This is a genomic window from Pseudomonas sp. H1_G08, from assembly GCF_054681355.1.
Window position 1 is genome coordinate 2,509,776 of record NZ_CP162822.1, and the last position, 13,685, is coordinate 2,523,460.

Below are 13,685 nucleotides of genomic sequence, written 5' to 3' on the forward strand. Positions count from 1 at the left end.
AAAACTCGCCATGAAAAAACTCTTTACTGTCACCGCCCTGCTCGCCGGTCTCGCCCTCAACTTCGCGGCCCAGGCCGAAGAACTGAGCGTGATGACCTCCGGTGGTTTCACTGCCGCCTACAAGATCCTCGGGCCGAAATTCGCCGCCGCAACGGGCAACACGCTCACCACCAGCCTCGGCCCGTCGATGGGCAAGGCGCCGGAAGCGATTCCCAATCGTCTGGCACGCGGTGAGCACGCCGACGTGGTGATCATGGTCGGTTACGCCCTCGATGAGCTGATCAAACAAGGCAAGGTCGACCCGGCCTCCCGCGTTGAACTGGCGGATTCGCGGATCGGTATGGTAGTGCGTGAAGGCGCGGCGAAACCGGACATCAGCAGCGTCGATGGCCTGAAGAAAACCCTGCTCGACGCACAGTCAGTGGCCTACTCCGACAGCGCCAGCGGCGTGTACATCGAGCAGCAGTTGTTCAAGAAACTAGGCATCGAAGACCAGTTGAAACCGAAGGCGAAAATGATTGCCAGGATCCCGGTCGGCTCGGTGGTTGCCACTGGCGACTATCAGTTGGGCTTCCAGCAGGTCAGCGAATTGCTGCCCGTGCCGGGCGTAAGCTTCGTCGCGAAGATTCCGGAATCGGTGCAGTCGGTGACGCGTTTTGCCGCTGGCATTCCGGTCAAGGCCGAGCATCCGCAAGAGGCCAAAGCCCTGCTCGCCTACCTCGCTGCACCGGCCGCTCAGGCTGACGTACAGGCCACCGGGCTGGATTCGGTCAAGCGTTGATCGTTGGCGGCTGGACGCGCATCTCCACGACCAGCCGCTCCAGTTCCAGTGCCGCCGGGGTCAACGTGCGATCCCGGCGCTTGATGATGCCGACACTGCGCATCACCTGCGGCTCAATCAGCGGCACCCGCGTCAGGATCGGATGATCCGGCCCGGGCATCGCCATCAACGGCACCGCTGCCACGCCCAGACCCGCCTCTACCAGACCGATCATCGTCGTCACATGCCGCGTCTCGCAGATGCTCTGACGCTGCGGCACCACCCCGCCCAAGGCCTGATCGAGCAGAAAGCGATTACCCGAGGTCTTGTCCAGCGCGATGTAATCCTGCTGATAGAACTCGTCCCAACTGACGCTGCTGCGCCCGGCCAGCGGATGATCGCGACGACAGGCGACAACGTAGCACTCCTGCACAAGCGGTTCGAACTCGACTTTGGCATCCTGCGTGCCGAGAAAACTCAAACCGAAATCCGCCTCGCCATTGACCACCGCACTCAACACATCGTGAGCGCTGGAATCGAGGACTTTGACCTTGATCCGCGGAAACTGCTGGTGATAGCGCGCGACCACGCGGGGCATGAAGTAGTAGGCCGCCGAGGGCACGCAGGCGACGGTGACATGGCCCAGACGGGTCGAGGCGACTTCGCTGATGCCGAGCAAGGCAATGTCGAGATCATCCAGCAAGCGTTCGACGCTGGGCATGAAGCCGCGCCCGGCCTGGGTCAGGCTGACCTTGCGCGTGGTGCGCTCGAACAGTTTCACGCCGAGGGCGTCTTCGAGCTTTTCGATGCGCCGACTCAGCGCCGGTTGCGACAGGCGCACGGTGTCGGCAGCCTTGCGAAAACTGCCCTGCTCGACCACCGCGCGAAAGGCTTGCAGGTCGTTGAGGTCGAAGTTGATGGCCATGGCGTTTCCGGAAATTGATGCGCAGGGGTTATAAATGTAACCAGTTGATGCAAATTATTACAGACCTGATGGAAGCTGCCCTTGTGGGAGCGAGCCTGCTCGCGAACGCGGGGCATCAGTCAATGGATAGATGGCTGACCCAGCGCATTCGCGAGCAGGCTCGCTCCCACATTGGTTCTCGAATGGTCTGGAGACCGCGTAACCCTTATCCTTGTCACCCTCGCCGTAGCCGTAGTCAGGAGTCGTTCCAATGCCCCATGAAGGCAATCTGTTGCAAGCCGCCGTCGTGTTTCTGTTCGCGGCCGTGCTCACCGTGCCTTTGGCCAAACGTCTGCAACTGGGCGCGGTGCTCGGTTATCTGTTTGCCGGGGTGATCATCGGCCCGTCGGTGCTCGGTCTGATCGGCAACCCGCAAAGCGTTGCGCATATTTCCGAGCTGGGCGTGGTGTTGCTGCTGTTCATCATCGGCCTCGAATTGTCGCCGCGGCGCTTGTGGGTGATGCGCAAATCGGTGTTCGGCGTCGGTCTGGCGCAGGTGCTGCTGACCGCGTCGGTGATCGGCGTGCTGGCACTGGCGGTGTTCGGCCAGCCGCTGAACAGCGCGATTGTGCTGGGCCTCGGTCTGGCGCTCTCCTCCACGGCGTTCGGCCTGCAAAGCCTCGCCGAACGCAAGGAACTGACCAGCCCCCACGGGCGTCTCGCGTTTGCGATTCTGCTGTTCCAGGACATCGCCGCGATTCCATTGATCGCCCTGGTGCCGATGCTCGCCGGTGTCGATCATCACACCAGCACCGCCGACGATATTCGTCACAGCTTGCAGGTGCTCGGCGGCATTGCCGTGGTGGTGATCGGCGGACGGTATCTGCTGCGTCCGGTGTTCCGCGTGGTGGCAAAAACCGGTCTGCCGGAAGTGTCCACCGCCACCGCGTTGCTGGTGGTGATCGGCACAGCATGGCTGATGGATCTGGTCGGTGTGTCGATGGCGCTGGGTGCGTTTCTCGCTGGTCTGCTGCTAGCGGATTCGGAATACCGGCATGAGCTGGAAGCGCAGATCGAACCGTTCAAGGGCCTGCTGCTCGGGCTGTTTTTCATCAGCGTCGGCATGGGCGCCAATCTCAGCCTGTTGTTGAGCGCGCCGATCACCGTATTGGGCCTGACCTTGATGCTGATCGGTCTGAAATTGCCGCTGCTGTTCGTGGTTGGGCGCTTGGCAGGAGGATTGAACAAGATCAGCGCAATCCGCCTCGGCATCGTCCTTGCCGCCGGCGGTGAGTTTGCGTTCGTGGTGTTCAAGATCGGTCGCGATCAGGGCCTGTTCGAGCCGCGTCTGTACGACCTGCTGGTGCTGACCATCACTCTGTCGATGGCGCTGACGCCGTTGTTGCTGTTGATCTGCGCGCGTCTGGTCAGCCCGAAAGTGCAGCCGGTGGAAGTGCCGGAGAAATTCCGCGAAATCGACACCGAAGCGCCGCGCGTGGTGATTGCCGGCATGGGCCGGATGGGCCAAATCGTGGCGCGGATTCTGCGTGCGCAGAACATCAAGTTCGTTGCGCTGGACACCTCGGTGGAAACCATCGAACTGTCACGCAGCTTCGGCGGCGTACCGGTGTTCTACGGCGACCCGATGCGCCCGGAAATCCTTCACGCGGCGAAGGTCGGCGAGGCGGAATATTTCGTCATCGCCACGGACGATCCGGAGACCAACATCAAGACTGCCGAAGTGGTGCACAAGCTATATCCGCACATGAAAATCATCGCCCGCGCGCGTAACCGTCAGCACGTGCATCGCCTGGTGGATGTCGGCGCGGAAGCGATTCGTGAGACCTATTACTCGAGCCTGGAAATGAGCCGGCGCACGCTGGTCGGCCTCGGTCTGACGCAAGCCCAGGCCGATGCGCGGATCAAGCGTTTCAAGCATCACGACGAACAGGTGCTGGAGGCGCAACACGCCGTCTACGACGATGCCGCCAAAGTCCTGCAGACCGCCCAGGAAGCCCGGGCGGAACTGGCCAAATTGTTTGAATCGGATCAGCTCGAAGAGGAAGCGCGCAAGTCCTGATCGTGCCTTGGCCAGAACCAACTGTGGGAGCGAGCCTGCTCGCGAAAGCGTGGTGTCAGTCACCCAATACTTCACTGACAGATTGCATTCGCGAGCAGGCTCGCTCCCACAGGGGATTGGGTCAGGCCAGTTCCAGCGCGGGCGCAGGCTCGACGGCTGTGACTGCAAACCGATCCGCCAGAAACGGCGTGATATCCAGCGGCAAGGGCTCGTCATTCACCAGTTTATCCAGCAGCACACCGGTAATCGCCGAGGTCAGAATCCCGGTGCGGAAGTGCCCGCAAGCATTCAGATAACCCTCGACCCCACGCATCGGCCCGAGGATCGGCAACTCATCCGGCGAGCCCGGGCGCAATCCCGCCCAGGTGCGCTTGAGGTTGACGTCCGCCAGCTCCGGCAGACAGCGCACCGCGCCCTGCACCAGCCCGGCGATTTCCGGGTAGGTGGTGGTGACGTCGAAGCCTTTGTCTTCGGTGGTGCTGCCGATAAGGATTTCGCCGTTGTCCTTTTGCGCCACGTAGCAATCGCTGGTGGTCAGGCAGCCGTTGAGGATTTTCGGCATGCGCTCGGTCAGCAGGATTTGCCCTTTCACCGGTTTCACCGGAATACGAATTCCAGTCGCCCACTCGCTCAAATCCGCCGCCCAAGCACCGGCGGCGTTGATCAGCGTCTTGCAGTGGAACACCCCCGCCTCCGCCGTCTGCACGCCGGTCACGCGAGTGCCGTGATGCAGCACGCCGGTGACGTTGGTGTTGACGAAGATATCGACGCCGTTCTGCCGCGCGCCTTCCATGTAGGCATCCGCGAGGCGGAACGGGCTGACCTGATGATCGCAGAGAAACTCCAGCGCCCCGCGCGCCTCATGGCTGACACTCGGTTCCGCCGCGCGCAACGCCGCCTGATCGAGCCAGCGCACTTGATCAGCCAGATGCGGAATGCAGCCGACGATGTGCTCGGCGTAGAGCCGGTCTTCGTCGTCATAGATCACGAATTTCAATCCGGTCTTCTCGAACTTGCAATCCATGCCGTGGTTGTCTTTCAGCTCGCGGTGCAGCGCCGGGTACAGCGCGTTGGACTGCAAGGCAAAATCGAAAAACGACGCCGGCAAGATATGCGGCGTACTGGCGTCCACCGCCACCGCTGCGCCCTGGGTTTCGCGCTTGCGGTTGGCCGACATCATGCGAAAGAAAATCACCCCGCAGCCGAGGCCGACCGACTCGCCGATCGCCCACAAACCGCCAGCCGAAGCGCGAGTCGCGTTGCCGGGGCGCTTGGCGTCGATCAGCGCAACTTTCAGATTTTTGCGCTTGGACAATTGGTAGGCGCAGGAGGCGCCGATCACTCCGCCACCGGCAATGACCACGTCGTAGAACTTACTCATGGCAAGCGCCCTCCTTGCCAAGGGACTGGAACGCGGAAAACGGCACCGGATCAATCGGGAAGCGCGGGCGCAACCAGCCGACATCCTGACGTCCGGTGGCCTGGCGCAGGCGATCGCTGCAATAGCCGACGCACATCCGCCCCTGGCAATCGCCCATGCTCACGCGGGTGCGCATTTTCAGGCTGGCGATGTCTTGCACACCCTGCTCCAGCGCCAGATCGATGTCGGCGCGGGTCGCATGTTCGCAGCGGCAGATCACCGTGTCGGCTGCGGGCAAAGCGATCTGACCAACGCCGCGCTCGGTGTAGCGATCCACCGCCGCACGAAAGCGCACGATGGCTCTGAGCTTGCTCGCGTAACGATCGCGGCGCACCCGGGCCAGCTCGGCGTCGAGCACACCGCGTTGCAGCAGGATCGAAGTGGCGGCGATCTTGCCCGCCAGCATCGCCGCTTCACCGCCGCGGATCCCGCCCATGTCGCCGGCCAGATGCACATGCGCCACGCTGCTTTGCTGCCAGACATTGGCGTGCGCACGCAGGTAGCCATCGTCGCTGAAGCCGTGATCAAGGCCCATCTGCTGGCTCAATTGCGTGCGCGGAATAAAACCGTAACCGACCGCCAGCGTCTGCGCTTCGAAACGCTCGACCCGCGACAGATCTGCCTCCCACGTCGACGAATACGGCGCGACGCTCACGCTTTTCAACTCGCCCTCGCCGTGGGCCTCCACCACGCCCCAGCCATAGTTCATGGGGATGCCGTGCAGCTTCAGATAAGCGAGCATGCTCAAGCCGTCGAGGAACAGCTGCGGTTTGTTCAGCAGCGCCAGACTCTCGCGGGCGATCTTGCCGAACGCACACGCCTCGTAGACGCCAGCGACACGCACGCCGGAGGCATGCAACTGGGTCGCAACCAGCGGCAGCAACGGCCCGGTGCCGGCGATGACCACCGGCCCCCGCGGCTTGACCACGCCACTCTTGATCTGCAATTGAAGACCACCGAGCAGAATCACTCCCGGCAACGTCCAGCCGGGAAACGGCACGCTGCGTTCGTGACATCCAGCGGCCAACAGCAGTTGCGGATAAGCGATCTCGTGCAGTTGCTCATCACCGTCGAGCACCACCACTGCGCGGGTGCCTTCGGCGCCGACCACGCGATGGTTGAGGCGCACGTCAATCAGCCCTGACTGCTGCTGAAATTCACCGTGCAGTTTGTCCAGTACTTCCGAGTAACGCGGCCCGAGATAATCCAGTTGCACACCATCACGCAACGGCCCGCGATAGACCACGCCGCCGAGGCGCGAAGCCTCTTCGAGCAAGGTGCAGCGCACGCCGTGGCGCGCCAGTTCGATGGCCGCCGCCATTCCCGCCGGCCCGCCGCCGACAATCAACGGTTGCAGGCTCATACGACCTCCTGCCCGACGACGCGGTTGACTCGGGTTTCAATCAGCATGCCGTCGCGCACTACGGTCTGGCAGGCGCGGCGCTTGTGCCGACCGTTGATTTTCACCAGACAGCACTGGCACACGCCCATGCCGCAATAGGCGCCGCTGATCTGATCGTGGTCATTGCGTGCGATCTGGCGCACGCCGAGGGACTGGATGACGCTGAGAACGGTTTCGCCGATGGCGGCGCTGACCGCTTGGCCATTGATGTGCACGGTCATGTCCGCCTGCACCAAGGGCTGGATATCGAAGGTTCTTTCTAGGCAGTTCATTACGGTGTTCGTCCGTGAAGATTCAGTTGAGGTTGTGTCAGCTCCTTGCTGCACTACGCCTCGTCGACGCTTTTTATTGCTGTGTTTTCAACGTCGACGCGGATACTTCGTCAGCGCAACAAGGTGCGCGACAAGCACTGTAGCTCATACCTCAGCGAAGGCCTGGATCATTTACGGTAGGCGATATCGCCAGACGAAATATTGATCCAGGCCAGTGAAAATGGCGGGATGGAAACGGTTAGTTGGAGAAGACGAACTGGCCTTTGATCTTCTTTGCGCCGATCAACGCAAGGTCCGGGAACAGCAGGTTTTTCAGCCAAGCGACGTAGAAGATCATCGCCAGCGTGATCGCCACGCCGACCACCGTACCGATCGGGTCATCCGCATATTCCTTGAACATGCGCGGCATCTGGCTGATCGAGAGCATCACGTACACCGTATAGGCATGGGCCGCGTTGCGATAAAAACCCCAGGCAAAAAGCAAAGGCACGCCACCGGCGAACAAACCAAGTCCGATGGCGAAACCGCTGCTGATGGTCAGCCCGAGGAGATAGCCGCCCACCAGACCGATCAGCGCCTGAACGTAAGTCAGTCCGAGAAGGATCTTGATCTTGCCGGCGTGTCGTTCAATCAGATTCGGATCGGGGCGTGAGCCGATCAGGTACGCCAGCGCCTTGTCTTTCAGCGCACCACCGGAGAATGCCTTGAAAGTCTCGGTTTTCGAGCGCCCCCCATCGAGCATTTCGCTGACCTGGCGTTTGGTTTCCTTCTTGTCCAACGTGTTCTTCCTTAATTGAAAAATCGGGGGAGTGAAGCTAGGGCACTTCGGGAACCGATTGTCGCTTTGTTGAGTTGCCGAAAGCAAAAGGCTCAGGCATGCCGGCCCTTACGCGGTGGATAAACGCAATTTTTCGATCATGTTTAAATCACACGCGCTGTTACGGCATCGGACCTACAACGCCTTGCGTCGCTGCCTACGGGTGCATCAGAATCCGCCGGCTTACACGGCTATCGGTAGGGCTATATCGTTTCCCTGTCACTGCAAAACAGTGATCGGGTTTGGTAGCCCGTTTCTTGATAGTTGTATGGCGTCCCTTTAAGCGGCCCCTCCTTTGAGGGTCAGCTCTTCATGGTGACCATGCGTGGGGCTCATTCGTGAGCGCCGGGGTTAACTATCTTGACCGGTCTACCAACCTGCGCGTGGCCGCCACCCTTCGTTTGGTAGCGATAGTGACGGCTCTTCATTCCTTCAAGATAGAGAGTCATCCATGTTCAAAGTAACGCCAAACCCGCCAGAAGCCGATTCGATCCCGTACGACCCCGCTCTGGAGCCTCAGCGCATAAAAAACGCCGCCGCTCGCGCCATCAACTTTTATCTCGATCCGCAAACCCTCAAGACTACGATTCCCAATCGCCAACCGGGCCGGATCTTTCTCGTCGACCCAACGGTGGACGAGGAAACCTTGCTCCTCGAAGCCTGTGAATCGCTGGCTGCGGCGAACGACATGGCCCGCGAGATAAGCAACGTCATCGAGCCTGCACAGCGCCGTTCGCTGCTGATGTTGCAGCAAGTGATCATGCTGAGTGAGCTGGTCGTCAATCGCGTGCTCGACAGCCGACGCGTGTCGAACTAGCCGCAACCGAGGTATGAGGGGGCGTGCTCCCTCACTGCCAGCGTGCACGTCACCCCGTGGCGCTCTCTCTCACACCAAGCGGCTCTCATCGGAGTTAAAGCTGATGTCACACACACCGTCCAATCCGCCGGCCAGGATCAACGCCACGCCGTACAGCCCCAATACTCTGTTCATGGTCAACCCGCAATCCGACACCGAATCCTTGCTGGTCAACGCGTGCGAATCCCTGGCGTCCGCCACGGTGATGCTCGGTGACTTTGCCGGGATGCTCGAAGGCTCACGGCGCAATACCCTATTGGGCATTGCGCAAGTGGTCATGTTGGGAGAACTGGCCGTGAACAAAGCGCTGGATAATGTCGTGCCGACCGAGTAATTCGCCAAGCTTGCGTTTGCAGTTCCCAAACGCAAAAAAGCCGCTTTCACCCGAAGATGAAAGCGGCAGAGGCATCCTGCCTCAGAGGGATCAGTGTACGAACAGGGCGATCAGGATGATGATCGGGATCGGTACGCCGAGGAAAAACAGCAGTAATGAGCGCATGGTGACTCTCCTTTTTAACGGACCGGAGTGGTAGTGGTGTAGGTGTCGACTTCAACGTACTCGACTGCATCGCGACGACGACCGCCGAAGGTGGCTGCCAGGCTGGCGAAGAACGCACCGGCCAGCAGCGCGACGAACATCCACAGCGAGGTGTAGGCCGCGACTTTGGCGGCGGTATCGGCCGCTTGCTGAGCTTTCAGTTTGGCGTCAGCGATGGCTTTCTGGGTGTTGGCGTAAATTTCGTCGACACGACGTTCAGCATCGGCCTGGCTCAGATTGGTACGTTGCGATACCAGTTGTGCGAGGTAGGTACGGTCTTCGGCGCTGAGCTGACCGTTGGCCAGGCTTTGCGTGAAGATGCGGGTCACAGTGCCGCGTGCAGCGTCATCGCTGACGGCAGCAGGACGATCATCGCGGAACAGGCTGTCGACGAAGTAGCCGTACTGATCGCTGTCAGTATTGGCTGCGGCAGAGCCGGCGGCCTGGCTCATCGCACCGGCAGCACCGCCGACTACGTTGGCACCCGCCTGCACACCGCCACTGACGACGCTGCTGACCGAACCGACCACCAGCACAGCGGTCACCAAAGTAGCGACGCACCAGGCGAGGAAACCATGTGCGGTGTCGCGGAAGTAGACTTCGTCACCGTGCATGTTGGCCCACTTAACGCGCAGACGGCCGGCAATGTAGCCGCCCATGCCGGAAGCGATGATCTGCGTCACCGCCAGCCAGACGATCGTTGAAATGCCCAGGCCCTTGGCGCTGACGCCTTCTCCGGCCCACGGTGATACAGCCGAAAAGCCCAGGCCAAACCCGAGCAGCACCAGAATCATCGACAGCGCGGCGGCAGCCGCAGCACCGGCGAAGATCGCGCCCCAGGACACGCCTGACACGCTGCTCGACTCTTCCAAGGCAGGATAATAGCCATCAGGGGATCTATTCATTGTTGTAGTGCTCCAGGCATGAAAAATGGTGTTACAAGTCGTCGTGTGAGGAATTGCAGTGACCGTGCCAGTCAAACACTTTTAATAACTTCTTTTCTTTCAATGAGTTACAAAACTTGAACTTCCTCGGACCGTGCAACTTGCAATAAAGCGCATCCGATTGCGGGTTTTCTGCATTAACCAAAGCGTGGCAAATCCGATCAGTCCTGATTCACCAGGCGACGAAGATGAAAGTTAATTTAAAGCGCCACGGCAAATTCTTGGCAAAATGCTGCCATTCCGTTTGAACCGATCAGCAGGCCTGCCTATGACTCGTATCTTGACCATCGAAGACGACGCCGTGACCGCGCGGGAAATCGTTGCCGAACTGAGCAGCCACGGGCTGGACGTCGACTGGGTCGACAATGGCCGCGAAGGCCTCGACCGCGCCGTGAGCGGCAACTACGACCTGATTACCCTCGACCGCATGCTGCCCGAGCTTGATGGTCTGGCCATCGTCACCACCCTGCGCACCATGGGCGTGGCGACGCCGATTCTGATGATCAGCGCCCTCTCCGACGTCGATGAGCGCGTGCGCGGCTTGCGCGCGGGTGGCGATGACTACCTGACCAAGCCGTTCGCCACCGATGAAATGGCCGCGCGGGTCGAAGTGTTGCTGCGCCGGCAGAACAGCGTCGCCACCCAGGCCACCACGCTGAAAGTCGCCGACCTCGAGCTCGACCTGATCAGCCACGAAGCCCGCCGCGCCGAGCAGGTGCTGACGCTGTTGCCCACCGAATACAAACTGCTCGAGTTTCTGATGCGCAACAGCGGCCAGATTCTCTCGCGGATGATGATTTTCGAAGAGGTCTGGGGTTATCACTTCGACCCGGGCACCAACCTGATCGACGTGCATATCGGCCGGCTGCGCAAAAAGATCGACGCGGCCGGCAACGTTCCGCTGATCCGCACGGTACGGGGCTCGGGCTATGTCATTGCCGAACCCGTCTGACGGCTGGCGCTCCTCCAGCAGCCGCTTGCTGGCGCTCTACAGCTCGCTGTTCGTGGCCTGGAGCGCGATCCTCATGGGGGTCATGTATTACGAGGTGTCCGGCTACCTCGACAAGCTCGCCAAACATTCGTTGATGCAACGTCAGCACCTGTTCTCGCATTTTCGCGGCGAGCAACTCGAAGACGCGCTCGCGGCCAGCATGACCTTCGATATTCGCGGTATCGACGCCTATGGTCTGTTCAGCGCTGACGGTGTTTACCTGGGCGGCGCACTCCAGCAAATTCCCGAAGGACTGCCGCTCGACGGCAAGATCCATATGCTCGCCGAGTGCGCCGATTCTGATGACCCGACCCTGCCGAGCGACAGCTGCGATGCCGTGGCCACGCAAACCCGTGACGGGCGCTGGCTGGTGCTGCTGCGTGACAACGGTTCGCTGTTCGCGGTGACGCGGATCATTTTGCACGCGCTGTTCTGGGGGGTGTCGCTGACGATTATTCCCGGGGTCGCCGGTTGGCATCTGCTGCGGCGTCGACCGTTGCAGCGCATCCGCGCGATCCAGAACAGCGCGCAGGCCATCGTAGCCGGTGACCTGACGCACCGCTTGCCGCTGTCCAATCGCCGCGATGAACTGGACATGCTCGCCGCCATCGTCAACGCCATGCTCGAGCGCATCGAGCGCTTGATGAACGAGGTCAAGGGCGTCTGCGACAACATCGCCCACGATTTGCGCACGCCGCTGACTCGCCTGCGCGCGCAGTTGTATCGCATGCAGCAACAGGCCGGCGAAGGTTCGCAAGAAGCGGCGCAACTGGACTTGGTACTGGCTGAAGCGGATACGCTGATGGCGCGCTTTCGCGGTTTGTTGCGGATTTCCGAGCTGGAGGATCGCCAGCGCCGTTCAGGTTTCGTCGAACTTGATCCGGTGCGTTTGCTGGAGGAGTTGCACGAGTTCTATCTGCCGCTGGCCGAGGAAGGCGATCTGCGTTTCCAGTTGAACATGCCGGAGACGCTGCCGCCGCTCAATGGCGACCGCGCGTTGCTGTTCGAAGCGTTGGCGAACCTGCTGAGCAACTCGATCAAATTCACCCCGCCCGGCGGCACGGTGATGTTGCGTGGGGTCAATGCCAATGGACAGACGCGGATCGAGGTGCACGATTCAGGCCCGGGGATTCCCGAGGCGGAACGTGAAGCGGTGTTCCAGCGGTTTTACCGCACCGAGGGTGGCCAGCCGCAGAGTGGCTTTGGTCTGGGGCTGTCGATTGTCGCGGCGATTGTCAGCTTGCACGGCTTCAGTCTTGAAGTCGGCAGCAGTGATCTGGGTGGGGCGAAACTGGTGCTGGATTGTCGGCAGAGTTTGATTAGTCAGGCCTGACGTCTCGCGCCGATCGTTCCCACGCTCCCCGTGGAATTGCCTCAAGGGACGCTCCGCGTTCCGGCTTTCGAAATGGGACGCAGAGCGTCCCGGGCTGCATTCCCACGCAGAGCGTGGGAACGATCTGCGTCTCAGGTTGGGTAATTGGCCCGCAAGGCTTCAAGACCGCCCTGGTAGATGCCGTTGAACAGCGCCACCACTTCTTCATCGCTCACGCCGACCGCATTGAAGCGCCCCGACCACGTCACCCGCGCGCCCTGCCCCTGGGCTTCAACCTTGATCGTCGCCAGGTAATCGCTGGCCGGAAACGGTGCCTGTTCGATCGAATAGCTGTACGTTCGGGCAGCGTTGTCGAAAGTCTGCAGACGTTCGACCACTACGCCGCCGTCAGCGGTGTGCAGGGTGCGCACTCGCCCGCCTTCGCTCAGTTCACTGTTGGTGATCAACGGCAGCCAGTCCGGCAGCGTGTTGAAGCCGCCGATCAACTGCCAGACCTGATCGGCCGAGGCCGGGATGTCGATGGTTGCAGATGCAGTTGGCATAAAACCTCTCTTTTGGAAAATTCAGATAGTCAGGCTGTCGACCACGCCGCCATCAACGCGCAAGGCTGCGCCCGTGGTGGCCGAGGACAGTGGTGAAGCAATGTACGTGACCAGATGCGCCACTTCCGAAACATCCGCCACGCGCTGGATGATCGAGGTCGGACGGGCCTTGCGCACAAAGGCGTCGGCTTCGTCGCGCAGCTCGCGCCCGGACTCGGCGGCCGCGTCTCTGAGCATGTCCTGCAGACCATCCGTGAAAGTCGGCCCCGGCAGGATTGCATTGACCGTGACACCGGTACCAGCCAGACGTTTGGCCAGGCCGTGGGACACCGCCAGGTTGGCGCTTTTGGTCACGCCGTAATTGAGCATGTCCGCCGGCGTCGCCACGCCGGATTCCGATGACAGAAAGATCACCCGGCCCCAGCCCTGCTCAACCATCGCCGGCACATAATGCCGCGCCAGGCGCACGCCGGAAATCACGTTGACCTCGTAGAAGCGCGTCCACTCGCTGTCGGGAGTCTCGAAGAAATCGACGTCGTTGAAGATGCCGAGGTTGTTCACCAGAATGTCCGCGCGCGGTTCGGCGGCGAACAGCTTTTCCGCCCCCTCGGCCGTGCCCAGATCAGCGGTCAGACCGCGCAACTGTGCGCTGGACACGGCTTGGCGAATGCTCGCCAGTGCCTGCTCGACCTTGGCCGTGTCGCGACCGATGACCACCACCGTGGCGCCGGCTTCGGCCAGCGACTGGCTGATGCCCAGACCGATGCCGCCGGTACTGCCGCTGACGATGGCCAGTTTTCCACTCAGATCGATCTTCATGCGTTTA

The 13,685-nt window shown here is 61.2% G+C and carries 14 protein-coding genes; 6 read left to right on the forward strand and 8 right to left on the reverse strand.

Annotated elements, in window-relative coordinates:
• The first annotated feature begins 10 nt into the window (after positions 1-10).
• Positions 11-781 carry a substrate-binding domain-containing protein gene (locus AB4N85_RS11340; protein WP_273528180.1) on the forward strand — a complete coding sequence of 257 codons (771 nt, stop codon included), beginning with the start codon at positions 11-13 and terminating at the stop codon, positions 779-781.
• On the opposite strand, the gene AB4N85_RS11345 is transcribed toward AB4N85_RS11340, so the two are convergent.
• Positions 771-1,685 (reverse strand): LysR family transcriptional regulator, encoded by a 915-nt coding sequence (locus AB4N85_RS11345; protein ID WP_016775221.1) that lies wholly within the window; start codon positions 1,683-1,685, stop codon positions 771-773. The two genes, AB4N85_RS11340 and AB4N85_RS11345, sit on opposite strands and share 11 nt — an antisense overlap.
• Positions 1,686-1,935: 250 nt before the next feature.
• Between AB4N85_RS11345 and AB4N85_RS11350 the strand changes: the two genes are divergently transcribed.
• Positions 1,936-3,744 (forward strand): monovalent cation:proton antiporter-2 (CPA2) family protein, encoded by a 1,809-nt coding sequence (locus AB4N85_RS11350; protein WP_460068069.1) that lies wholly within the window; start codon positions 1,936-1,938, stop codon positions 3,742-3,744.
• A gap of 121 nt (positions 3,745-3,865) precedes the next feature.
• Here the strand turns inward: AB4N85_RS11350 and hcnC are convergent, their stop codons facing one another.
• The 4 genes from hcnC to AB4N85_RS11370 all read right to left on the reverse strand — a co-directional run bounded on the left by hcnC (position 3,866) and on the right by AB4N85_RS11370 (position 7,616).
• Positions 3,866-5,125 (reverse strand): cyanide-forming glycine dehydrogenase subunit HcnC, encoded by a 1,260-nt coding sequence (gene hcnC, locus AB4N85_RS11355; protein WP_041477018.1) that lies wholly within the window; start codon positions 5,123-5,125, stop codon positions 3,866-3,868.
• Positions 5,118-6,527 (reverse strand): cyanide-forming glycine dehydrogenase subunit HcnB, encoded by a 1,410-nt coding sequence (gene hcnB, locus AB4N85_RS11360; RefSeq protein ID WP_460068072.1) that lies wholly within the window; start codon positions 6,525-6,527, stop codon positions 5,118-5,120. Before hcnB ends, hcnC begins: the two co-directional genes overlap by 8 nt.
• Positions 6,524-6,838 (reverse strand): (2Fe-2S)-binding protein, encoded by a 315-nt coding sequence (locus tag AB4N85_RS11365; RefSeq protein WP_130927315.1) that lies wholly within the window; start codon positions 6,836-6,838, stop codon positions 6,524-6,526. The genes hcnB and AB4N85_RS11365 overlap by 4 nt, the downstream gene beginning before the upstream one ends.
• A gap of 238 nt (positions 6,839-7,076) precedes the next feature.
• On the reverse strand, positions 7,077-7,616 hold the full coding sequence (locus tag AB4N85_RS11370) for a hypothetical protein (protein ID WP_150634971.1): 540 nt from the start codon (positions 7,614-7,616) through the stop codon (positions 7,077-7,079).
• 490 nt (positions 7,617-8,106) lie between these two features.
• Between AB4N85_RS11370 and AB4N85_RS11375 the strand changes: the two genes are divergently transcribed.
• Together AB4N85_RS11375 and AB4N85_RS11380 are read left to right on the forward strand one after the other, a co-directional pair.
• The gene (locus tag AB4N85_RS11375; RefSeq protein WP_460068075.1) at positions 8,107-8,472 is read left to right on the forward strand and encodes a DUF6124 family protein; all 366 of its coding nucleotides are present in this window, start codon (positions 8,107-8,109) and stop codon (positions 8,470-8,472) included.
• Between the two features lie 13 nt (positions 8,473-8,485).
• Positions 8,486-8,845, forward strand: coding sequence for a DUF6124 family protein (locus AB4N85_RS11380; protein ID WP_224787204.1), 360 nt, complete (start codon positions 8,486-8,488; stop codon positions 8,843-8,845).
• A gap of 179 nt (positions 8,846-9,024) precedes the next feature.
• Here AB4N85_RS11380 and AB4N85_RS11385 read toward each other — a convergent pair whose 3' ends face one another.
• A complete protein-coding gene (locus AB4N85_RS11385; protein WP_056788998.1) occupies positions 9,025-9,954 on the reverse strand; it encodes a hypothetical protein in 930 nt (309 codons plus the stop codon).
• A gap of 307 nt (positions 9,955-10,261) precedes the next feature.
• Between AB4N85_RS11385 and AB4N85_RS11390 the strand changes: the two genes are divergently transcribed.
• Together AB4N85_RS11390 and AB4N85_RS11395 are read left to right on the forward strand one after the other, a co-directional pair.
• Entirely contained in the window at positions 10,262-10,945 is a 684-nt protein-coding gene (locus tag AB4N85_RS11390; protein WP_056788996.1) for a response regulator transcription factor, read from the forward strand.
• A complete protein-coding gene (locus AB4N85_RS11395) occupies positions 10,923-12,317 on the forward strand; it encodes a sensor histidine kinase (RefSeq protein WP_123442155.1) in 1,395 nt (464 codons plus the stop codon). The genes AB4N85_RS11390 and AB4N85_RS11395 overlap by 23 nt, the downstream gene beginning before the upstream one ends.
• Before the next feature lie 131 nt (positions 12,318-12,448).
• Here the strand turns inward: AB4N85_RS11395 and AB4N85_RS11400 are convergent, their stop codons facing one another.
• On the reverse strand, positions 12,449-12,859 hold the full coding sequence (locus tag AB4N85_RS11400; protein WP_150741115.1) for an SRPBCC family protein: 411 nt from the start codon (positions 12,857-12,859) through the stop codon (positions 12,449-12,451).
• A gap of 21 nt (positions 12,860-12,880) precedes the next feature.
• The gene (locus AB4N85_RS11405) at positions 12,881-13,678 is read right to left on the reverse strand and encodes an SDR family NAD(P)-dependent oxidoreductase (RefSeq protein ID WP_150634968.1); all 798 of its coding nucleotides are present in this window, start codon (positions 13,676-13,678) and stop codon (positions 12,881-12,883) included.
• Positions 13,679-13,685: the final 7 nt, after the last annotated feature.

Coding starts and splice junctions, on each gene's coding strand:
- AB4N85_RS11385 (WP_056788998.1), bottom strand. CDS start 9,954: ATGAATAGATCCCCTGATGGCTATTATCCTGCCTTGGAAGAGTCGAGC.
- AB4N85_RS11350 (WP_460068069.1), top strand. CDS start 1,936: ATGCCCCATGAAGGCAATCTGTTGCAAGCCGCCGTCGTGTTTCTGTTC.
- AB4N85_RS11375 (WP_460068075.1), top strand. CDS start 8,107: ATGTTCAAAGTAACGCCAAACCCGCCAGAAGCCGATTCGATCCCGTAC.
- AB4N85_RS11390 (WP_056788996.1), top strand. CDS start 10,262: ATGACTCGTATCTTGACCATCGAAGACGACGCCGTGACCGCGCGGGAA.
- AB4N85_RS11395 (WP_123442155.1), top strand. CDS start 10,923: ATGTCATTGCCGAACCCGTCTGACGGCTGGCGCTCCTCCAGCAGCCGC.
- AB4N85_RS11365 (WP_130927315.1), bottom strand. CDS start 6,838: ATGAACTGCCTAGAAAGAACCTTCGATATCCAGCCCTTGGTGCAGGCG.
- AB4N85_RS11405 (WP_150634968.1), bottom strand. CDS start 13,678: ATGAAGATCGATCTGAGTGGAAAACTGGCCATCGTCAGCGGCAGTACC.
- hcnC (WP_041477018.1), bottom strand. CDS start 5,125: ATGAGTAAGTTCTACGACGTGGTCATTGCCGGTGGCGGAGTGATCGGC.
- AB4N85_RS11400 (WP_150741115.1), bottom strand. CDS start 12,859: ATGCCAACTGCATCTGCAACCATCGACATCCCGGCCTCGGCCGATCAG.
- AB4N85_RS11345 (WP_016775221.1), bottom strand. CDS start 1,685: ATGGCCATCAACTTCGACCTCAACGACCTGCAAGCCTTTCGCGCGGTG.
- AB4N85_RS11340 (WP_273528180.1), top strand. CDS start 11: ATGAAAAAACTCTTTACTGTCACCGCCCTGCTCGCCGGTCTCGCCCTC.
- hcnB (WP_460068072.1), bottom strand. CDS start 6,527: ATGAGCCTGCAACCGTTGATTGTCGGCGGCGGGCCGGCGGGAATGGCG.
- AB4N85_RS11380 (WP_224787204.1), top strand. CDS start 8,486: ATGAGGGGGCGTGCTCCCTCACTGCCAGCGTGCACGTCACCCCGTGGC.